General features: G+C 67.0%; 30 protein-coding genes. All 30 read right to left on the minus strand.

Translation table 11 applies throughout. The features are described 5' to 3' along the window. Positions 1–17 precede the first annotated feature (17 nt). Positions 18–392, minus strand: a complete 375-nt coding sequence (gene rpsM / locus BLT21_RS07115; RefSeq protein WP_056371363.1) for a 30S ribosomal protein S13 — start codon at positions 390–392, stop codon at positions 18–20. 156 nt (positions 393–548) lie between these two features. After that, positions 549–665, minus strand: a complete 117-nt coding sequence (gene rpmJ, locus BLT21_RS07120; protein WP_005050492.1) for a 50S ribosomal protein L36 — start codon at positions 663–665, stop codon at positions 549–551. A gap of 76 nt (positions 666–741) precedes the next feature. Next, positions 742–963 (minus strand): translation initiation factor IF-1, encoded by a 222-nt coding sequence (gene infA, locus BLT21_RS07125; RefSeq protein WP_017201569.1) that lies wholly within the window; start codon positions 961–963, stop codon positions 742–744. A gap of 185 nt (positions 964–1,148) precedes the next feature. After that, positions 1,149–1,832 carry a DsbA family protein gene (locus BLT21_RS07130; protein WP_091500767.1) on the minus strand — a complete coding sequence of 228 codons (684 nt, stop codon included), beginning with the start codon at positions 1,830–1,832 and terminating at the stop codon, positions 1,149–1,151. Between the two features lie 11 nt (positions 1,833–1,843). Continuing rightward, positions 1,844–2,677: a type I methionyl aminopeptidase gene (map, locus tag BLT21_RS07135; RefSeq protein ID WP_176786837.1), complete on the minus strand. Its 834-nt coding sequence runs from the start codon at positions 2,675–2,677 to the stop codon at positions 1,844–1,846. Beyond that, the gene (locus BLT21_RS07140; RefSeq protein WP_091500768.1) at positions 2,674–3,261 is read right to left on the minus strand and encodes an adenylate kinase; all 588 of its coding nucleotides are present in this window, start codon (positions 3,259–3,261) and stop codon (positions 2,674–2,676) included. Before BLT21_RS07140 ends, map begins: the two co-directional genes overlap by 4 nt. After that, positions 3,258–4,583 (minus strand): preprotein translocase subunit SecY, encoded by a 1,326-nt coding sequence (gene secY / locus BLT21_RS07145; protein ID WP_091500769.1) that lies wholly within the window; start codon positions 4,581–4,583, stop codon positions 3,258–3,260. Before secY ends, BLT21_RS07140 begins: the two co-directional genes overlap by 4 nt. Positions 4,584–4,714: 131 nt before the next feature. Next, positions 4,715–5,206 (minus strand): 50S ribosomal protein L15, encoded by a 492-nt coding sequence (gene rplO, locus BLT21_RS07150; protein WP_256335978.1) that lies wholly within the window; start codon positions 5,204–5,206, stop codon positions 4,715–4,717. After that, positions 5,206–5,391: a 50S ribosomal protein L30 gene (rpmD, locus tag BLT21_RS15745; protein ID WP_023954062.1), complete on the minus strand. Its 186-nt coding sequence runs from the start codon at positions 5,389–5,391 to the stop codon at positions 5,206–5,208. Before rpmD ends, rplO begins: the two co-directional genes overlap by 1 nt. After that, positions 5,391–6,089 (minus strand): 30S ribosomal protein S5, encoded by a 699-nt coding sequence (gene rpsE, locus BLT21_RS07155; protein ID WP_023954060.1) that lies wholly within the window; start codon positions 6,087–6,089, stop codon positions 5,391–5,393. Before rpsE ends, rpmD begins: the two co-directional genes overlap by 1 nt. After that, positions 6,086–6,445, minus strand: a complete 360-nt coding sequence (gene rplR / locus BLT21_RS07160) for a 50S ribosomal protein L18 (protein WP_091500770.1) — start codon at positions 6,443–6,445, stop codon at positions 6,086–6,088. Before rplR ends, rpsE begins: the two co-directional genes overlap by 4 nt. Positions 6,446–6,447: 2 nt before the next feature. Further along, positions 6,448–6,984: a 50S ribosomal protein L6 gene (rplF, locus tag BLT21_RS07165; RefSeq protein ID WP_091500771.1), complete on the minus strand. Its 537-nt coding sequence runs from the start codon at positions 6,982–6,984 to the stop codon at positions 6,448–6,450. Between the two features lie 4 nt (positions 6,985–6,988). Then, on the minus strand, positions 6,989–7,387 hold the full coding sequence (gene rpsH, locus BLT21_RS07170) for a 30S ribosomal protein S8 (protein WP_091500772.1): 399 nt from the start codon (positions 7,385–7,387) through the stop codon (positions 6,989–6,991). Positions 7,388–7,520: 133 nt separating this feature from the next. After that, entirely contained in the window at positions 7,521–8,111 is a 591-nt protein-coding gene (rplE, locus tag BLT21_RS07175) for a 50S ribosomal protein L5 (protein WP_091500773.1), read from the minus strand. Positions 8,112–8,113: 2 nt separating this feature from the next. Further along, positions 8,114–8,473 (minus strand): 50S ribosomal protein L24, encoded by a 360-nt coding sequence (gene rplX, locus BLT21_RS07180; RefSeq protein WP_091500774.1) that lies wholly within the window; start codon positions 8,471–8,473, stop codon positions 8,114–8,116. A gap of 2 nt (positions 8,474–8,475) precedes the next feature. Beyond that, positions 8,476–8,844 (minus strand): 50S ribosomal protein L14, encoded by a 369-nt coding sequence (gene rplN, locus BLT21_RS07185; RefSeq protein WP_091500775.1) that lies wholly within the window; start codon positions 8,842–8,844, stop codon positions 8,476–8,478. A 4-nt stretch (positions 8,845–8,848) separates the two neighbouring features. Beyond that, a complete protein-coding gene (rpsQ, locus tag BLT21_RS07190; protein WP_023954049.1) occupies positions 8,849–9,178 on the minus strand; it encodes a 30S ribosomal protein S17 in 330 nt (109 codons plus the stop codon). Then, on the minus strand, positions 9,178–9,486 hold the full coding sequence (gene rpmC / locus BLT21_RS07195) for a 50S ribosomal protein L29 (RefSeq protein ID WP_091500776.1): 309 nt from the start codon (positions 9,484–9,486) through the stop codon (positions 9,178–9,180). The genes rpsQ and rpmC overlap by 1 nt, the downstream gene beginning before the upstream one ends. After that, entirely contained in the window at positions 9,486–9,905 is a 420-nt protein-coding gene (gene rplP / locus BLT21_RS07200; RefSeq protein WP_091500777.1) for a 50S ribosomal protein L16, read from the minus strand. Before rplP ends, rpmC begins: the two co-directional genes overlap by 1 nt. After that, positions 9,905–10,663: a 30S ribosomal protein S3 gene (rpsC, locus tag BLT21_RS07205; protein WP_023954045.1), complete on the minus strand. Its 759-nt coding sequence runs from the start codon at positions 10,661–10,663 to the stop codon at positions 9,905–9,907. The genes rplP and rpsC overlap by 1 nt, the downstream gene beginning before the upstream one ends. Beyond that, positions 10,663–11,061 carry a 50S ribosomal protein L22 gene (gene rplV, locus BLT21_RS07210; protein ID WP_091500778.1) on the minus strand — a complete coding sequence of 133 codons (399 nt, stop codon included), beginning with the start codon at positions 11,059–11,061 and terminating at the stop codon, positions 10,663–10,665. The genes rpsC and rplV overlap by 1 nt, the downstream gene beginning before the upstream one ends. Before the next feature lie 38 nt (positions 11,062–11,099). After that, positions 11,100–11,381, minus strand: a complete 282-nt coding sequence (gene rpsS / locus BLT21_RS07215) for a 30S ribosomal protein S19 (protein ID WP_023954043.1) — start codon at positions 11,379–11,381, stop codon at positions 11,100–11,102. Positions 11,382–11,393: 12 nt separating this feature from the next. Beyond that, positions 11,394–12,233: a 50S ribosomal protein L2 gene (gene rplB, locus BLT21_RS07220; RefSeq protein ID WP_023954042.1), complete on the minus strand. Its 840-nt coding sequence runs from the start codon at positions 12,231–12,233 to the stop codon at positions 11,394–11,396. 24 nt (positions 12,234–12,257) lie between these two features. Then, positions 12,258–12,557 (minus strand): 50S ribosomal protein L23, encoded by a 300-nt coding sequence (rplW, locus tag BLT21_RS07225; RefSeq protein ID WP_091500779.1) that lies wholly within the window; start codon positions 12,555–12,557, stop codon positions 12,258–12,260. After that, entirely contained in the window at positions 12,554–13,216 is a 663-nt protein-coding gene (rplD, locus tag BLT21_RS07230; protein ID WP_091500780.1) for a 50S ribosomal protein L4, read from the minus strand. Before rplD ends, rplW begins: the two co-directional genes overlap by 4 nt. Before the next feature lie 2 nt (positions 13,217–13,218). Beyond that, entirely contained in the window at positions 13,219–13,878 is a 660-nt protein-coding gene (gene rplC / locus BLT21_RS07235) for a 50S ribosomal protein L3 (protein ID WP_023954036.1), read from the minus strand. 8 nt (positions 13,879–13,886) lie between these two features. Then, complete coding sequence (gene rpsJ / locus BLT21_RS07240) at positions 13,887–14,195, minus strand: 30S ribosomal protein S10 (protein ID WP_017201594.1); 309 nt, start codon at positions 14,193–14,195, stop codon at positions 13,887–13,889. A gap of 477 nt (positions 14,196–14,672) precedes the next feature. Beyond that, positions 14,673–15,470 carry a hypothetical protein gene (locus BLT21_RS07245; RefSeq protein WP_091500781.1) on the minus strand — a complete coding sequence of 266 codons (798 nt, stop codon included), beginning with the start codon at positions 15,468–15,470 and terminating at the stop codon, positions 14,673–14,675. A 184-nt stretch (positions 15,471–15,654) separates the two neighbouring features. Next, a complete protein-coding gene (locus tag BLT21_RS07250) occupies positions 15,655–15,870 on the minus strand; it encodes an Rv0909 family putative TA system antitoxin (protein ID WP_091500782.1) in 216 nt (71 codons plus the stop codon). Positions 15,871–16,005: 135 nt separating this feature from the next. Beyond that, the gene (tuf, locus tag BLT21_RS07255) at positions 16,006–17,199 is read right to left on the minus strand and encodes an elongation factor Tu (RefSeq protein WP_091500783.1); all 1,194 of its coding nucleotides are present in this window, start codon (positions 17,197–17,199) and stop codon (positions 16,006–16,008) included. Between the last annotated feature and the right edge of the window lie 71 nt (positions 17,200–17,270).

The following is a 17,270-nucleotide window of genomic DNA, read 5'->3' on the forward strand; positions in this document are numbered from 1 at the left end:
CCTGTGGGGGCCGCGCCTTAGCGCGCCTTCTTCTTGCCGGCGACGGTGCGCTTGGGACCCTTGCGCGTACGCGCGTTGGTCTTGGTGCGCTGGCCGCGCACGGGCAGGCCACGGCGGTGGCGCAGGCCCTCGTAGGAACCGATCTCGACCTTGCGGCGGATGTCGGCGGCGACCTCGCGGCGCAGGTCACCCTCCACCTTGTAGTTGCCCTCGATGTAGTCGCGGAGCGCGACGAGCTGGTCGTCGCTGAGGTCCTTGACGCGGATGTTCTCGTCGATCTCCGTCGCAGCGAGGATCTCGTTCGAGCGGGTACGGCCCACGCCGTAGATGTACGTGAGGGCGATCACCACGCGCTTGTCGCGCGGGATGTCAACGCCGGCAAGACGTGCCATGCGGTTCTCCTAGGAGTAGTCGAAGGTGTGGAGCAGGATCGGTGCCCGGGCCTTCGTCCCGAGGTGTCCCCCGCCGGCCGAGCCGGCGGGTTCTGATCTGCCTGAATGTGTATTGAGTTGTCGTCGGGCCGGGTGCCGCGCGGAGGCGGCATCCGGTCAGCCCTGGCGCTGCTTGTGACGCGGGTTCGACTTGCAGATGACCATGACGCGACCGTGGCGACGGATGACCTTGCAGTGGTCGCAGATGGGCTTGACGGAGGGGTTGACCTTCATGATGTTCCTGATTCGCTGTCTTCGCCGACGGAGCCGGAGCTCCGGGGCGTTACTTCTCGACCGGTGCGCGCTGCGCTCAGCGGTAGCGGTAGACGATGCGCCCGCGGGTCAGGTCGTAGGGGCTGAGCTCCACGACCACGCGGTCTTCGGGGATGATGCGGATGTAGTTCTGCCGCATCTTTCCCGAGATCGTTGCGAGGACCTTGTGTCCGTTGCTGAGCTCGACGCGGAACATCGCGTTCGGCAGAGCCTCGGAGATCACGCCCTCGATCTCGATGACACCGTCTTTCTTGGCCATACGCTCGCTTACAGTTGTGCAGGCCGGTCGGTCTGCGTTGGATGGGATTGTCGGTGACACGCCGAGAGAGGCGCAACGCACCAAAGATCAAGCATACGCGCTACCGCAGGCTCCGGCAACTCGCCGTATCTGTTCCGGCGCGTCGCCTCCCTCCCCGAACCCGTGCGGGCAGGCGAGCAGGCCGCTCAGTCGAAGAGTCTCGCGAACGAGCCGCGCGCGGGGATGTCGCTGTTCGAGATCGTCTCGCCGTTCACCGCGATCGTGGGGGTGCCGATGCCGGACGCGCCGGGCTGGATCGGCGTCTCCTTCGTCATGGAGGTGACGTACGACCCGTAGGTGCGATCGGCGACGCACGAGTCGATGCCGGTCACGCCGGAATCCGACGCGATCTGCAGGATCTGCTCGTCGGTCAGACCGGTGGTCTGCTCGGCGGGCTGCTGCTCGAACATGGCCTGCATGAACGGCACGGCCGCATCGGGATCGGCCTCCGCGACGCAGTACATCGCGTTCGCCGCGCGCGTCGAGTACTCGGTGCCCTGCGAGTACCGGTCGAGGATCGCGATGGGGTGGATGTTGAGGGTGATCGTGCCGTCGTTCACGAGATCGAGGATCTCGGGACCGTACGTCGTCTCGAACTGACCGCAGATGGGGCACATGAAGTCGATGTAGGTGTCGAGCGTCTGCGACCCCTCGCCCACCACGATCGCGCCGGATCCCTGCTCGATGCCCGAGCCGGTCGGCGGCGTGCCGGGGTCGGTCGCGCTGTTGTTCATCCACACGACCAGAGCGACGACGAGGGCCACCACCACGACGACGGCCGTCGACACCCAGATCGCGAACCAGTTCGTCTTGCTCGTCGCCGTAGCCATCACATCTCTCCTCAGCCGATTGCCGTCGGCACGATTCCATACGGAGCGAGCCCCGCGGCACCACCGTCGGGAGCCGTGAGAACCCAGATGCCCCCATCATGCACCGCGACGCTATGTTCCCAATGGGAGCCGTCCGAGCCGTCGATCGTCGAGACCGTCCAGTCGTCGTCCTCGGTGAACGTCTCCTCGGAGCCGGCCACGACCATCGGCTCGATCGCCAGCACGAGGCCGGGCTTCACCTCGGGGCCGAGATCGGCCACGCGGTAGTTGAACACCGAGGGCGCCTCGTGCATCTTGCGGCCGATGCCGTGACCGACGTAGTCGCGCAGGATGCCGTAGCCCTCGCCCGACGCCTCGATGGACGTCTGGATCGCGTCGCCGATCTCGCCGATGCGCTTCGCGTTCGCCATCGCGGCGATACCCGCCCAGAGCGACTCCTCGGTCACCTGCGAGAGCCGCTCGCGCGTTGCGACGAGATCGGGGCGCGCCGGGTCGGGGATGACGATGGTGACGGCGGAGTCGCCGTTCCAGCCCCGGAACTGCGCGCCGGCGTCGATCGACAGGATGTCGCCGGGTTCGAGGGGCCGCTCGCCGGGGATGCCGTGCACGACCTGCTCGTTCACCGATGCGCACACCGTGTGGCGGTATCCCCGCACGAGCTGGAAGTTCGACTCCGCGCCGCGGGAACGGATGACGTCCGCCGCGATCGCGTCGAGCTCGAGGGTCGTGACGCCGGGTGCGACGTGCTCGCGTACCGCCTGCAGCGCCGCGGCCGTGATGAGGCCCGGCTCGACCATCGCCTGCAGCTGGGCGGGCGACTTGTAGATGGAGCGGCGGCCGATCACGCCGTGATGCCGCGTGCGACGAGCGCCGCGGTGATGCGCTCGGTGATCTCGTCGAGCGAACCGACCCCGTCGACCTGGTCGACGATACCGCGCTCGCGGAAGACGTCGAGGATCGGCGCGGTCTCGCGCTCGTAGATGGAGAGGCGCTTCGCGATCGACTCCTCGTTGTCGTCGGACCGCCCCTGCTCCGCGGCGCGCTTCGACAGGCGGGCGATCGACTCGTCGCGGGGCACGACCAGCTCGATGACCGCCGTGAGCTCTTCGTCGCGGTCGCGCAGGAACGCGTCGAGATCGCGTACCTGCGAGACGTTGCGGGGGTATCCGTCGAGGAGGAAGCCGCCGGCGGCGTCGGCCTGCTCGAGGCGGTCGCGGACGATCGCCCCGGTGAGCTCGTCGGGCACCAGGTCACCGGCGTCGATGATCGCCTTCACCTGCTGACCGAGCTCGGTGCCCTCCTTGACGTTCGCACGGAAGACGTCGCCGGTCGAGACCGCGGGGATGCCGAGGGCCTCCGCGATGCGGACGCCCTGCGTGCCCTTGCCCGACCCCTGCGGTCCGACGATCAACAGACGTGCAGCCGTCATCGCAGCAACCCTTCGTAGTGGCGCTGCTGGAGCTGCGCGTCGATCTGCTTCACCGTCTCGAGGCCGACACCCACGATGATGAGGATCGATGCGCCGCCGAACGGGAAGTTCTGGTTCGCCCCGACGGTCGCGAGGGCCAGTAGCGGCAGCAGCGCGATGAGACCCAGGTAGATGGAACCGGGGGCGGTGATACGGGTGAGCACGTAGTCGAGGTACTCGGCGGTCGGACGACCGGCACGGATGCCGGGGATGAAGCCGCCGTACTTCTTCATGTTGTCGGCCACGTCGACCGGGTTGAACGTGATGGCGACGTAGAAGTAGGTGAAGCCGATGATCAGCAGGAAGTACACCGCCATGTAGAGCGGGTGGTCACCGGTCGTGAAGTACTGCTGGATCCACGCCACCCAGCCCGGGACGTTGCCGTCGGCATCCGGGTTCTGGTTGAACTGCGCGATCAGCGCGGGGATGTACAGCAGCGACGATGCGAAGATCACCGGCACGACGCCGGCCATGTTGACCTTGATCGGGATGTAGGTGTTGGTGCCGCCGTAGGTGCGGCGGCCGACCATGCGCTTGGCGTACTGGACGGGGATGCGCCGCTGCGACTGCTCGACGAAGACGACGAGCGCGACGACGACGATGCCGACCGCCAGGACGAGGAGGAAGACCTCGAAGCCGCGCGCGACCGCGATCGACCACAGGGCCGCGGGGAAGGTCGCGGCGATCGAGGTGAAGATGAGGATCGACATGCCGTTGCCGACGCCGCGCTCCGTGACGAGCTCGGCGAACCACATGATGAGGCCGGTGCCCGCGGTCATCGTGATGATCATCAGCAGCTGGGCGTACCAGGCCTCGGAGGTGACGAGCTGCTCGCACTCCGGGACACCGGCGACCGGGATCAGCTGGCCCGAGCGCGCGACCGTGACGAGGGTCGTCGACTGCAGCAGCGCGAGCGCGATCGTCAGGTAGCGGGTGTACTGCGTGAGCTTCGCCTGGCCCGCCTGGCCCTCCTTGTAGAGGGTCTCGAAGTGCGGGATCACCACGCGCAGCAGCTGCACGATGATCGTCGCGGTGATGTAGGGCATGACGCCCAGCGCGAAGATCGACAGCTGCAGCAGGGCGCCGCCCGAGAACAGGTTCACGAGCGAGAGCAGACCCTGCGCGGTGCCGCTCTGGTCGAGGCAGCTCTGCACGTTCGGGAAGTTCACGAACGGCGTCGGCACGTGCGCGCCCAGGCGGTAGATGGCGATGATCGCCAGGGTGAAGCCGATCTTCCGCCGGAGATCCGGGGTGCGGAAGACCCGCGCAATGGCGCTGAACAAGTGGATTCCTCCCAAGGGATGGGCGGCGTCTCGGGAAGACACCGTCAACCAGGGTATCCCAGGCCGTTCACAGGCGCGCCTCGGATACGACGAAGCGAGGGCCGGAGCGAACTCCGGCCCTCGCTGGCGACTTACTTGATGGAACCGCCGGCCGCGACGATCTTCTGCTCGGCAGAGCCCGAGACCTTGTCGACCGACACGGTGAGCGCCACCGAGATGTCGCCGGTGCCGAGCACCTTGACCTTCTCGTTCTTGCGGACGGCACCCTTCGCGACCAGGTCGCTGATGGTGACGTCGCCGCCCTGCGGGTAGAGCTCCGCGAGCTTGTCCAGGTTCACGACCTGGTACTCCACGCGGAACGGGTTCTTGAACCCGCGCAGCTTGGGGGTGCGCATGTGGAGCGGCATCTGGCCACCCTCGAAGCCCACCTTGACCTGGTAGCGAGCCTTCTGGCCCTTGGTACCGCGGCCCGCCGTCTTACCCTTCGAGCCCTCACCGCGACCGACACGGGTCTTCGCGGTGTTGGATCCGGGGACCGGACGCAGGTGGTGCACCTTCAGCACACCGGGACGAGCAGCCGTGGTCTCGGCCTTCGCCTTCTTGTCGTCCTTCTTCTCAGCCATCAGTCGATCTCCTCAACCTTCACGAGGTGCGCGACGGTCTTGACGTAACCGCGCGTCTGCGCGTCGTCCGGACGGACGACCGAGTCGCCGATCCGCTTGAGACCCAGCGAACGCAGCGTGTCGCGCTGGTTCTGCTTCTCGCTCACCTTGGACTTGACCTGGGTGACCTTCAGTCGAGCGGCCATCAGGCACCTACCTTCTGTGCGGCGTTCGCCTCGGCCTCGGCGCGCACGAGACGAGCCGGCGCGACCTGGTCGAAGTCCAGGCCACGGCGTGCGGCGACCGCACGGGGCTCCTCGAGCTGCTTCAGTGCCTCGACGGTCGCGTGCACGATGTTGATCGTGTTCGACGAGCCGAGCGACTTCGACAGGACGTCGTGGATGCCGGCGCACTCGAGCACGGCGCGGACGGGACCACCGGCGATGACACCGGTACCGGCGGCGGCGGGGCGCAGGAGCACCACACCGGCGGCAGCCTCACCCTGGACGGGGTGGGGGATGGTCGAGCCCGTACGGGGCACGCGGAAGAAGTTGCGCTTGGCCTCTTCGACACCCTTGGAGATGGCGAGGGGGACCTCACGCGCCTTGCCGTAGCCGACGCCCACGAGCCCGTTGCCGTCGCCGACGACGACGAGAGCGGTGAAGCTGAATCGACGACCACCCTTGACGACCTTCGACACGCGGTTGATGGTGACGACGCGCTCCAGGAACTGGCTCTTGTCGGCATCACGCGAACCACGGTCGCGGTTGTTGGAACGCTCGCGGCTGCCGCGACGGGGCTCGCGAGCCTCGCGCTCGACGGGAGCGGTGCCGGCGGCCTGCTCGGTCGTGGCCTGTTCGGTCACAGGGTTCTCTCCGTTGTTGTTGGTCACTGCATCGCTCACAGGTTCAGACCTCCCTCGCGAGCGCCGTCGGCGATCGCTGCGACACGTCCCGCGTAGCGGTTGCCACCGCGGTCGAACACGACGTCCTCGACGCCGGCGGCCTTGGCGCGCTCGGCGACGAGCTCGCCGACCTTACGGGCCTTGGCGGTCTTGTCACCGTCGAACGTGCGCAGGTCGGCCTCGAGGGTCGACGCCGAAGCGACCGTGTGGCCCTTGGCGTCGTCGACGAGCTGCACGAAGACGTGGCGGGCGGAGCGGGTCACGACCAGGCGCGGACGGACCTCGGTGCCCACGATCTTCTTGCGAAGGCGGGCGTGACGACGCGCGCGCGCGTCGGACTTGCTCTTCAGAGCCATGCTTACTTACCAGCCTTTCCGGCCTTGCGGCGGACGACCTCGCCCGCGTATCGCACGCCCTTGCCCTTGTAGGGCTCGGGCTTGCGGATCTTGCGGATGTTGGCCGCGGTCTCGCCGACCGCCTGCTTGTCGATGCCGCTGACCGTGAGCTTGTTGTTGCCCTCGACGGTCAGGGTGATGCCGGCGGGAGCCTCGACGGTGACGGGGTGCGAGAAGCCGAGAGCGAACTCGACGGACGAGCCCTTCTGAGCGACGCGGTAACCGGTTCCGACGACCTCGAGACCCTTGGTGTAGCCCTGGGTCACGCCGATGATGTTGTTGTTGATCAGGGTGCGGGTCAGGCCGTGCAGGGCACGCGACTCGCGCTCGTCGTCCGGGCGGGTGACGAGAACCTGGTTCTCCTCGACCTTGGCCTCGATGGGCTTGGCGACGGTCAGTCGCAGCTCGCCCTTCGGACCGGTGACGAGAACGTCCTGTCCGGCGACCTCGACGGTCACACCGGCAGGGATGTCAATGGGGAGACGTCCAATACGCGACATCAGATCACCACACGTAGGCGAGGACTTCCCCGCCGACGCCCTTCGACTCGGCCTGGCGGTCCGTGAGGAGGCCAGAGGAGGTGGACAGGATCGCGACGCCCAGGCCACCGAGGACCGTGGGCAGCTCGGTGGACTTCGCGTAGACGCGGAGACCGGGCTTGGAGACGCGCTTGATGCCGGCGATCGACCGCTCGCGGTTGGGGCCGTACTTCAGGGTCATCGTGAGGGTCTGGCCCACACGGGCGTCCGAGATCTCCCACGCGGAGATGTAGCCCTCCTGCTTGAGGATCTCGGCGATGTTGGTCTTGAGCTTGGAGCTCGGCAGCGACACGGAGTCGTGGTGCGCCGAGTTCGCGTTGCGCAGACGGGTCAGCATGTCTGCGACCGGGTCTGTCATCGTCATAGGTGTATTCCTTCGATCATGAGGTTTCGACTGCCGTTACACGACAGGCGACCTTCTATGAATGTCCATATTCAGTTGTGCAGTCGTTCGGCCCCGGAGCATGCCCCGAGGCCGAACGATCGATTGTACCGGATTACGCCTGAGCGTCGTCCGACTTGAAGGGGAAGCCGAGCTGACGGAGCAGCGAGCGACCCTCTTCATCCGTCTTCGCCGTGGTGACGATCGTGATGTCGAAACCGCGGACGCGGTCGATGCGGTCCTGGTTGATCTCGTGGAAGACCGCCTGCTCCTGCAGACCGAAGGTGTAGTTGCCGTGACCGTCGAACTGCTTGGGCGACAGACCGCGGAAGTCGCGGATGCGGGGCAGCGCGAGGTTCACGAGACGGTCGATGAACTCCCACGCACGGTCGCCGCGGAGGGTGACGTGCGCACCGATGGCCTGGCCCTCGCGCAGCTTGAACTGCGCGATGGACTTGCGTGCCTTCGTGACGATCGGCTTCTGACCCGTGATCTTCGTCAGGTCGTCCACCGCGCCGTCGATCACCTTGCTGTCGCGAGCGGCCTCGCCGACACCGGTGTTCACGACGACCTTCACGAGACCGGGGGTCTGCATGACGTTGGCGTAGCCGAACTCGTCCTGCAGAGCCTTCTTGATCTCGCTCTGGTACTTCTGCTTCAGGCGGGGCTGGATCTTGCCAGCCGCCGCGGCAGTGGTGCTGCTCATATTCAGAGGTCCTTGCCGCTCTTCTTCGCGTAACGCACGCGGACGGTGCGCTTCACGCCGTCCTTCGTCTTCTCCTCGACGCGGTGGCCGACACGGGTCGGCTTCTTCGTCTCGGGGTCGACGATCTGGACGTTCGAGATGTGGATGGGGGCTTCGAAGGTCTCGATGCCGCCCGTCTTGGTGCCACGCTGCGTCTGGCCGACGCGGTTGTGCTTGGTGACGTAGTTGACGCCTTCGACGATCACGCGGTTCTGCTCGACGAGGACCTCGAGGACCTTGCCCTGCTTGCCGCGGTCGCCGCCGCGCTCGGGCTTGGCGCCCGTGATGACCTGAACCAGGTCACCCTTCTTGATGTTCGCCATGATCAGATGACCTCCGGGGCCAGCGAGACGATCTTCATGAACTTCTTGTCGCGAAGCTCACGACCGACCGGTCCGAAGATACGGGTGCCGCGGGGCTCCCCGTCGTTCTTCAGGATGACGGCGGCGTTCTCGTCGAACTTGATGTACGAGCCGTCGGAACGGCGCGTCTGCTTGACGGTGCGGACGATGACGGCCTTGACCACATCGCCCTTCTTGACGTTTCCACCGGGGATCGCGTCCTTGACGGTCGCCACGATGATGTCGCCGAGTCCGGCGTACCGGCGGGCGGAGCCGCCGAGCACGCGGATGGTGAGCAGCTCCTTGGCGCCGGTGTTGTCGGCGACCTTGAGGCGGGATTCGGTCTGGATCATGAGATCACTTCGCCTTCTCGAGAACCTCGACCAGACGCCAGCGCTTGGTGGCGCTCAGCGGGCGAGTCTCGTTGATGAGGACGAGGTCGCCGATGCCGGCGGTGTTGGCCTCGTCGTGGGCCTTGACCTTCGACGTGCGGCGGATGACCTTGCCGTAGAGCGGGTGCTTCACGCGGTCCTCGACCTCGACGACGATCGTCTTGTCCATCTTGTCGCTCACGACGTAGCCACGACGGGCCTTGCGGTAACCGCGGGCCTGGGGGTCGCGGACGTCGTGCTCGCCGTGCTCGTGGCCCTCGGCGACAGCCTCGGCTGCGTTCTTGTCGGTAGCCATTACTCGGTCTCTTCCTTCGCGGCCGCGGGGGCGTCATCCGCCTTCTTGGCCTTGGTCTTCTTCACCTTCGGCGCCTCGGCGACGGGCGTGGCACGGATGCCGAGCTCGCGCTCGCGGATCACCGTGTAGAGCCGCGCGATGTCGCGCTTGACCGCACGGATGCGGCCGTGGCTCTCGAGCTGGCCGGTCGCCGACTGGAAGCGCAGGTTGAACAGCTCTTCCTTGGCCTTGCGCAGCTCCTCGACGAGGCGCTGGTCTTCGAACGTATCGAGCTCGCTCGGGGCGAGCGTCTTGGTGCCGACAGCCATTACGCGTCGCCCTCCTCGCGCTTGATGATGCGTGCCTTCAGCGGCAGCTTGTGAATGGCACGGGTCAGGGCCTCGCGAGCGAGCTCCTCGTTGACTCCGGCGACCTCGAAGAGGACGCGACCCGGCTTGACGTTGGCGACCCACCACTCCGGCGAGCCCTTACCCGAACCCATGCGGGTCTCGGCGGGCTTCTTCGTGAGGGGACGGTCGGGGTAGACGTTGATCCACACCTTGCCGCCACGCTTGATGTGACGCGTCATGGCGATACGAGCGGACTCGATCTGACGGTTGGTCACGTAAGCGGGCGTGAGTGCCTGGATACCGTACTCGCCGAAGGAGACCTTCGTGCCGCCGGTGGCCTGGCCATCGCGCTTGGGGTGGTGCTGCTTGCGGTACTTGACCTTGCGGGGGATAAGCATCAGGCCGACGCTCCTTCTGCCACGGGGGCCTCGTTGCGGGGACCGCGACGGCGGTCACCGCGGTCGTCGCGACCGCGCGAGGTCTTCGGCGCGTTGGCCTGCTCGCGAGCGAGCTCCTTGGCCGTCAGGTCGCCCTTGTAGATCCAGACCTTCACGCCGATGCGGCCGAAGGTGGTCTTGGCCTCGTAGAAGCCGTAGTCGATGTTCGCGCGGAGCGTGTGCAGGGGCACGCGGCCCTCGCGGTAGAACTCCGAGCGGCTCATCTCCGCGCCGCCGAGGCGGCCCGACACCTGGATCCGGATGCCCTTGGCGCCGGCGCGCTGAGCGCCCTGCAGACCCTTGCGCATCGCGCGGCGGAACGCCACACGAGCCGAGAGCTGCTCGGCGATGCCCTGCGCGACGAGCTGGGCGTCGGCCTCGGGGTTCTTGACCTCGAGGATGTTGAGCTGGATCTGCTTGCCGGTGAGCTTCTCGAGGTCGGCGCGGATGCGCTCGGCCTCGGCGCCGCGGCGGCCGATCACGATGCCCGGGCGGGCGGTGTGGATGTCGACGCGGACGCGGTCACGGGTGCGCTCGATCTCGATGTTGCTGACGCCGGCGCGGTCGAGCGACGTGGTCAGCAGACGACGGATCTTGATGTCCTCGGCGACGTAGTCGGCGTAACGCTGGCCCGGCTTGGTCGAGTCCGAGAACCAACGCGACACGTGGTCCGTCGTGATGCCGAGGCGGAAGCCGTACGGGTTGACTTTCTGTCCCATTACTTGCTCGCCTTCTTGCTCGTACCGGCGGTCGCGGCATCCGCGTTCTCCGGCGTCGACAGCACGATCGTGATGTGGCTCGTGCGCTTCTTGATCTGGAAGGCGCGACCCTGGGCGCGGGGCTGGAAACGCTTGAGCGTCGTGCCCTCGTCCACGTACGCGTTCTTCACGTACAGGTCGGCGTCGTCCAGGAACTCGTTGTCCTTGTCGGCCTTGACGCGAGCGTTCGCGACGGCCGATGCGACGAGCTTGTAGATCGGCTCGCTGGCGCTCTGGGGAGCGAACTTCAGGATGGCGAGTGCCTCCTGAGCCTGCTTGCCCTTGATGAGCGCGACGACACGACGAGCCTTCTGAGGGGTCACGCGGATGTGCTTCACGCGTGCGGTGGATTCCACCATGTCTCTCCTCCTCTGTCCTCTCTGGAACTGCCCCCGCGTCAGCGGCGGCGGCCCTTCTTGTCGTCCTTCACGTGGCCGCGGAAGGTGCGGGTGGGCGCGAATTCGCCCAGCTTGTGGCCGACCATGGTCTCGGACACGAACACGGGGATGTGCTTGCGTCCGTCGTGCACGGCGATCGTGTGGCCGAGCATGGCCGGGATGATCATCGAACGGCGCGACCAGGTCTTGATGACGTTCTTGGAGCCGGCTTCGTTCTGCGCGACCACCTTGCGAAGCAGGTGCTCGTCGACGAAGGGGCCCTTCTTCAGGCTGCGAGGCATCTTCCTCTACTCCTACTTACGCTTCTTGCCGGCGTTGCGACGGCGGACGATGTACTTGTCGCTCTCCTTGTTGGGGTGGCGGGTGCGACCCTCAGCCTGGCCCCAGGGAGTGACGGGGTGACGTCCACCGGACGTCTTGCCCTCACCACCACCGTGCGGGTGGTCGACCGGGTTCATGGCGACACCACGAACCGTCGGACGAACGCCCTTCCAGCGCTTGCGGCCGGCCTTGCCCCAGTTGATGTTCGACTGCTCGGCGTTGCCGACCTCGCCGATGGTCGCGCGGCAGCGCGCATCGACGTTGCGGATCTCACCCGAGGGCAGACGCAGCTGGGCGTAGGGGCCGTCCTTCGCGACCAGACGCACGCTGGCGCCGGCCGAGCGCGCCATCTTCGCGCCGCCGCCGGGGCGGAGCTCGATGGCGTGGATGACCGTACCGGTCGGGATGTTGCGCAGCGGCAGGTTGTTGCCGGGCTTGATGTCGGCGCCGGCACCCGACTCGACGATGTCGCCCTGCTGGAGCTTGTTCGGGGCGATGATGTAGCGCTTCTCGCCGTCGAAGTAGTGCAGCAGCGCGATGCGCGCGGTGCGGTTGGGGTCGTACTCGATGTGAGCGACCTTGGCGTTGACGCCGTCCTTGTCGTTGCGACGGAAGTCGATCACGCGGTACTGGCGCTTGTGGCCACCACCGATGTGACGCGTCGTGATGCGGCCCTGGTTGTTACGGCCACCGGTCTTGGCGATCGGGCGGAGGAGCGACTTCTCGGGCGTCGATCGAGTGATCTCGGCGAAGTCGGCCACCGACGAACCGCGGCGACCCGGGGTCGTGGGCTTGTACTTGCGAATAGCCATGTTCGTTGTCCTCTATCCCGACCGTCAGCCGACTGCCGTGAAGATGTCGATGGTGCCCGACTTCAGGGTGACGATGGCGCGCTTGGTGTCCTTGCGCTTGCCGGTGCCGAAGCGGGTGCGACGGGACTTGCCCGCGCGGTTGAGCGTGTTGACCGCGGCGACCTTGACGCCGAAGATCTTCTCGATCGCGAGCTTGATCTCGGTCTTCGACGCACGGGGGTCCACGAGGAACGTGTACTTGCCCTCGTCGATGAGCCCGTAGCTCTTCTCGGAGACGACCGGCTTCAGGATGATGTCGCGCGGGTCCTTGTTGACGTCGGTCATGCCGACACCTCCTCGGTGGCGCCGGCCTTGGACGCGACGAAGGCGTCGTAGGCGGCCTTGGTGAAGACGAGGTCGTCCGAGACGAGCACGTCGTAGGCGTTGAGCTGGTCGAACGTCAGCACGTGGACGTACGCGAGGTTGCGCACGCTCTTGACGGTGAGCTCGTCACCGCGCTCGATGACCACGAGGACGTTCTTCGTGGCGTTGAAGCCGCTCAGGACCGCAGCCGCGGTCTTGGTCGACGGAGCGCCCTCGACACCGAACGAGTCGATGATGTGCAGACGCTGGCCACGAGCACGGTCGCTGAGCGCTCCGAGGAGTGCGGCGGCGACCATCTTCTTGGGGGTGCGCTGCGAGTAGTTGCGCGGCTTGGGGCCGTGCACGATGCCACCACCGGTCATGTGCGGCGCGCGGATCGAGCCCTGACGGGCGTTACCCGTGCCCTTCTGCTTGAAGGGCTTGCGGCCGGCACCCGAGACCTCACCGCGACGCTTGGTCGAGTGGGTTCCCTGGCGAGCCGCCGCGAGCTGCGCGACGACGACCTGGTGGATGAGCGGAACGTTGGTCTTGACGTCGAAGAGAGCGGCGGGCAGCTCCACGGAGCCGGCCGTCGTGCCGGAGGCGCTCCGGACGTCAAGCGCGAGAGTCGAGTCAGCCATGATCAGGCACCCTTCACAGCGTTGCGGACGTAGACGATGCGGCCGCGGGCACCGGGGACGGCGCCCTTGACGAGCAGCAGACCCTTCTCGGCGTCGACGGCGTGCACCGTGAGGTTGAGGACGGTGACGCGCTCGCCACCCATGCGACCGGCCATGCGCATGCCCTTGAAGACGCGGCTGGGCGTCGACGAGGCACCGATGGAGCCGGGCTTGCGGTGGTTGCGGTGCGCACCGTGCGAGGCCGAGACGCCCTTGAAGTTGTGGCGCTTCATGACACCCGCGGTGCCCTTGCCCTTGCTGGTGCCGACGACGTCGACCAGCTGGCCGGCCTCGAACGTGTCACCGGCGGTGAGCTCCTGACCGAGTGAGTAGTCAGCGGCGTCCGCGGTGCGCACCTCGGTGAGGTGGCGGCGCGGGGTGACACCGGCGGCCTCGAAGTGGGCCGTGAGGGGCTTGTTGACCTTGCGGGGGTCGATCTGGCCGGCGGCGATCTGGACGGCCGAGTAGCCGTCCTTCTCAGGCGTGCGGACCTGGGTGACCACGTTCGGCGCGATCTCGATGACCGTGACGGGAACGAGCTTTCCCTGCTCGTTCCAGACCTGGGTCATACCGAGCTTGGTGCCGAGGAGGCCCTTGGAAACCTTGGAGTTGATGTCAGCCATGTCGAACCTCAGAGCTTGATCTCGATGTTGACATCGGCCGGGAGGTCGAGGCGCATGAGCGAGTCGACGGCCTTGGGCGTCGGGTCGACGATGTCGATCAGACGCTTGTGGGTGCGCATCTCGAAGTGCTCGCGGCTGTCCTTGTACTTGTGGGGCGACCGGATGACGCACACGACGTTCTTCTCGGTCGGCAGCGGCACGGGTCCGACGACAGTCGCGCCCGCACGGGTCACGGTGTCGACGATCTTGCGTGCCGAGGTGTCGATGACCTCGTGGTCGTACGACTTCAGGCGAATGCGGATCTTCTGTCCCGCCATTGTCTGCTCACTCTCTTTATCGCGTCTTACGTCTCGCTGGTAGCGAGCGCATTGGACGCCCGGTGGCGCGGTCTGCGCCGGGCACTTCTCACCGCCGGGGCGGTGATGCTGCACCACTGTTCTGATGTCAAACCCGCAGGTCTCCCCGCGGTTCCGCACCGAGCGCGCACGCGCGCATCCTGTCGCCAGGGTGGTGTGGGGTTCGATGTTCGTCTGCCCGCGGCCTAGGACTCTGCGCTCGCGCGCCGCCTATGCACTGTCGTAGCAGTGATCCGGGATGCTGGGCACCCGTCGGAATGTGGAACCTGGATAGTCTACGTGCCGCCCGGGCGTGTCGCAAACCCGGGCGTGTCGCGAGATCCGCGCAGCGCCCCGCGCCGCGGCGGCGGGCCGCCGAACGCGTACCCTCGCCACGACCACGTACCTTCTATGGTGCACCCTCGCGACGGCGGTGCGTCCTCGTCGGGCGGTGCAGACTCAGCGCAGCAGGCCGTGCGAGCGGAGGAACGCGGCGAACGCGGTGCGGGAGCCGAGCCGCTCCCAGCCCCAGCGGACCGGGGTCCAGCCGGTCGCGGCGACGATGCGGCTCTCGCGTTCGCGCTGGTCGCGCAGCACGTCGCGGGGCGAACGGCCCGCCGTGAGCGCGGGATCGAGGTACTTGCCGTCCCCGTCGAACTCGCCGAAGCGCCGCAGCGTCGGCCAGGCGAAGTCGAGGAACGCACACCGGCCGCCGCCGATCGCGACGGGATACTGCAGCGCGGGCTGCGCGGCGCCGAGCTGCAGCATCCACAGCCGGCTGACGCTCTCCCCCGGCAGCTGCGCCCGGCCGTCGGCGATCGCGGCGACGAAGCGCGCGCGCCGAATACCGCGGGCACCGGGCGCATGCTCGATGCGCGCGGCCACCGCCGCGGAAAGCGCCGCAGCGGCAGCGGCCTCGTACACACCCCGTCCGCGCCACGCCACCGATCGCAGCGCGACGTCCATGGCAGCCGTCGCGGTCTCCGCCGACTCCGCGCACAGGACGTCGAAGAGCGTCCGGGCGAGATTCGTCGTGCGGAGAGCGTCGACCGATGTGATGTCGGTGGCCGCGACGTAGTGCCTGTGCCGCACGACGTCGCCCCGACTCGGAGCCGGCGCCGCGCCGAGCTCGAGCGTATGCACGCGAGCATCGTCGCCGCGGTGGACCGGGAGCCCGTGCAGCGCGGCGGCTGTCACGTGCGAGAAGACCGGGTCACGTGTCGCGACGGCGGACAGGGCGTGCGCGCGGAGCCGCATCCTCTCCTCCGGCCGCGCAGCCGACCACCGGGATGCCGCGATGTATACGCCTCGGCGCACCCGCACCACGTCCCCGCAGCGCTGGGGAGGAAATCCCGCCCCGCACGCGAGAACGCACCGTCGCCGCGATCACGCACCATCTACGGTGCGTTCTCGCGGGGGCGGTGCGTTCTCGGCGAGCGGCTTACTGGTTGCCGATGTTCTTGTCGACGTTCTCGCGAACCTCGTCCACCTTCGCGTGATGCTGCTCGGGGACGACCTTCTTCACGGCGTCGGCCGCGCCCTGCAGGAACTTGTCGCTGACCTCCTCGGCCTTCTCGCTCTTGAGGGCCTCCTCGATCTTGTCGCGGTTCTGCTCGAACATCTGCTTGCCCTTGTTGATGATGTCGTCGACGCCCATGGCGGTCCTTTCGGTCGGTCCGTTCGGTACCTGCCCATGACAACGCGCCGCACCCGCGCCGTCAAGCACTTGCGGAAACGACGAAACCCCCCGGATCCGAAGATCCGAGGGGTTCCGCGAAGGAAGTCGGAAGACTTACTTGACGATCTTGGTCACCGTGCCGGCGCCGACGGTGCGGCCACCCTCACGGATCGCGAAGCCGAGGCCCTCTTCCATGGCGATCGGCTGGATGAGCTCGACCGACATGTCGGTGGTGTCGCCGGGCATGACCATCTCGGTGCCCTCGGGCAGCGAGATGACGCCGGTGACGTCCGTGGTGCGGAAGTAGAACTGCGGGCGGTAGTTCGTGTAGAAGGGGTTGTGACGGCCACCCTCCTCCTTCGAGAGGATGTAGGCAGTGCCCTCGAAGTTGGTGTGCGGGGTAACCGAACCGGGCTTCACGACGACCTGGCCACGCTCGACGTCGTCACGCTTGGTGCCGCGGAGGAGCAGACCACAGTTCTCGCCGGCCCAGGCCTCGTCGAGCTGCTTGTGGAACATCTCGATACCCGTGACCGTGGTCTTCTGCGTCGGGCGGATGCCGACGATCTCGACCTCGGAGTTGATGGCGAGGGTGCCACGCTCGGCGCGACCGGTGACGACGGTTCCACGACCGGTGATCGTGAAGACGTCCTCGACGGGCATGAGGAACGGCTTGTCCTTGTCACGCACCGGGTCGGGGATCGACTCGTCGACGGCGTCCATGAGCTCGACGATCGCGTTGACCCACTGCTCGTCGCCCTCGAGAGCCTTCAGGCCCGAGACGCGGACGACGGGAGCGTTGTCGCCGTCGAAGTCCTGCGAAGACAGGAGCTCGCGAACCTCGAGCTCGACGAGCTCCAGGATCTCCTCGTCGTCGACCATGTCGGACTTGTTGAGCGCGACCAGCAGGTAGGGCACGCCGACCTGCTTGGCGAGCAGGACGTGCTCGCGGGTCTGAGCCATCGGGCCGTCGGTGGCGGCGACCACGAGGATGGCGCCGTCCATCTGGGCAGCACCGGTGATCATGTTCTTGATGTAGTCAGCGTGACCCGGGGCGTCGACGTGAGCGTAGTGACGCTTCGGGGTCTCGTACTCGACGTGCGAGATGTTGATCGTGATACCACGCTGACGCTCTTCGGGCGCCGAGTCGATCGACGCGAAGTCACGCTGCACGTTGGTGGCCGACGGGTACTTGTCGGCGAGCACCTTCGAGATCGCCGCGGTGAGCGTCGTCTTGCCGTGGTCGACGTGACCGATGGTTCCGATGTTGACGTGCGGCTTGGTCCGCTCGAACTTGGCCTTAGCCACTGGGTCCTCCTCAGGACTGTCGTTGTAGATCTCCGGGCGCTGGATTGCGACCGGTTCTCTACGGGGATGTT

This window comes from Microbacterium sp. cf332, from assembly GCF_900102175.1.
In the GTDB taxonomy this organism is placed as follows: Bacteria; Actinomycetota; Actinomycetes; order Actinomycetales; family Microbacteriaceae; genus Microbacterium.

What these genes read in the sequence shown, in the direction of transcription:
- rplE (WP_091500773.1), bottom strand. Translation starts at nt 8,111, where the DNA reads ATGAGCAGCACCACTGCCGCGGCGGCTGGCAAGATCCAGCCCCGCCTG.
- rplC (WP_023954036.1), bottom strand. Translation starts at nt 13,878, where the DNA reads ATGGCTGACATCAACTCCAAGGTTTCCAAGGGCCTCCTCGGCACCAAG.
- rplD (WP_091500780.1), bottom strand. Translation starts at nt 13,216, where the DNA reads ATGGCTGACTCGACTCTCGCGCTTGACGTCCGGAGCGCCTCCGGCACG.
- BLT21_RS07130 (WP_091500767.1), bottom strand. Translation starts at nt 1,832, where the DNA reads ATGGCTACGGCGACGAGCAAGACGAACTGGTTCGCGATCTGGGTGTCG.
- rpsQ (WP_023954049.1), bottom strand. Translation starts at nt 9,178, where the DNA reads ATGGCTACCGACAAGAACGCAGCCGAGGCTGTCGCCGAGGGCCACGAG.
- rpsJ (WP_017201594.1), bottom strand. Translation starts at nt 14,195, where the DNA reads ATGGCGGGACAGAAGATCCGCATTCGCCTGAAGTCGTACGACCACGAG.
- rpsH (WP_091500772.1), bottom strand. Translation starts at nt 7,387, where the DNA reads ATGACGATGACAGACCCGGTCGCAGACATGCTGACCCGTCTGCGCAAC.
- rplV (WP_091500778.1), bottom strand. Translation starts at nt 11,061, where the DNA reads ATGGTGGAATCCACCGCACGCGTGAAGCACATCCGCGTGACCCCTCAG.
- infA (WP_017201569.1), bottom strand. Translation starts at nt 963, where the DNA reads ATGGCCAAGAAAGACGGTGTCATCGAGATCGAGGGCGTGATCTCCGAG.
- rpsS (WP_023954043.1), bottom strand. Translation starts at nt 11,381, where the DNA reads ATGCCTCGCAGCCTGAAGAAGGGCCCCTTCGTCGACGAGCACCTGCTT.
- BLT21_RS07140 (WP_091500768.1), bottom strand. Translation starts at nt 3,261, where the DNA reads ATGACGGCTGCACGTCTGTTGATCGTCGGACCGCAGGGGTCGGGCAAG.
- rplO (WP_256335978.1), bottom strand. Translation starts at nt 5,206, where the DNA reads ATGGCTGAGAAGAAGGACGACAAGAAGGCGAAGGCCGAGACCACGGCT.
- rpmJ (WP_005050492.1), bottom strand. Translation starts at nt 665, where the DNA reads ATGAAGGTCAACCCCTCCGTCAAGCCCATCTGCGACCACTGCAAGGTC.
- BLT21_RS07245 (WP_091500781.1), bottom strand. Translation starts at nt 15,470, where the DNA reads ATGCGGCTCCGCGCGCACGCCCTGTCCGCCGTCGCGACACGTGACCCG.
- rplX (WP_091500774.1), bottom strand. Translation starts at nt 8,473, where the DNA reads ATGGCGAACATCAAGAAGGGTGACCTGGTTCAGGTCATCACGGGCGCC.
- rpmD (WP_023954062.1), bottom strand. Translation starts at nt 5,391, where the DNA reads ATGGCCGCTCGACTGAAGGTCACCCAGGTCAAGTCCAAGGTGAGCGAG.
- rpsC (WP_023954045.1), bottom strand. Translation starts at nt 10,663, where the DNA reads ATGGGACAGAAAGTCAACCCGTACGGCTTCCGCCTCGGCATCACGACG.
- rplR (WP_091500770.1), bottom strand. Translation starts at nt 6,445, where the DNA reads ATGGCTCTGAAGAGCAAGTCCGACGCGCGCGCGCGTCGTCACGCCCGC.
- rplF (WP_091500771.1), bottom strand. Translation starts at nt 6,984, where the DNA reads ATGTCGCGTATTGGACGTCTCCCCATTGACATCCCTGCCGGTGTGACC.
- rplN (WP_091500775.1), bottom strand. Translation starts at nt 8,844, where the DNA reads ATGATCCAGACCGAATCCCGCCTCAAGGTCGCCGACAACACCGGCGCC.
- rplB (WP_023954042.1), bottom strand. Translation starts at nt 12,233, where the DNA reads ATGGCTATTCGCAAGTACAAGCCCACGACCCCGGGTCGCCGCGGTTCG.
- rpsM (WP_056371363.1), bottom strand. Translation starts at nt 392, where the DNA reads ATGGCACGTCTTGCCGGCGTTGACATCCCGCGCGACAAGCGCGTGGTG.
- rpmC (WP_091500776.1), bottom strand. Translation starts at nt 9,486, where the DNA reads ATGGCTGTCGGCACCAAGACGCTCGCCCCGAGCGAGCTCGATACGTTC.
- BLT21_RS07250 (WP_091500782.1), bottom strand. Translation starts at nt 15,870, where the DNA reads ATGGGCGTCGACGACATCATCAACAAGGGCAAGCAGATGTTCGAGCAG.
- rplW (WP_091500779.1), bottom strand. Translation starts at nt 12,557, where the DNA reads ATGACCGACGTCAACAAGGACCCGCGCGACATCATCCTGAAGCCGGTC.
- rplP (WP_091500777.1), bottom strand. Translation starts at nt 9,905, where the DNA reads ATGCTTATCCCCCGCAAGGTCAAGTACCGCAAGCAGCACCACCCCAAG.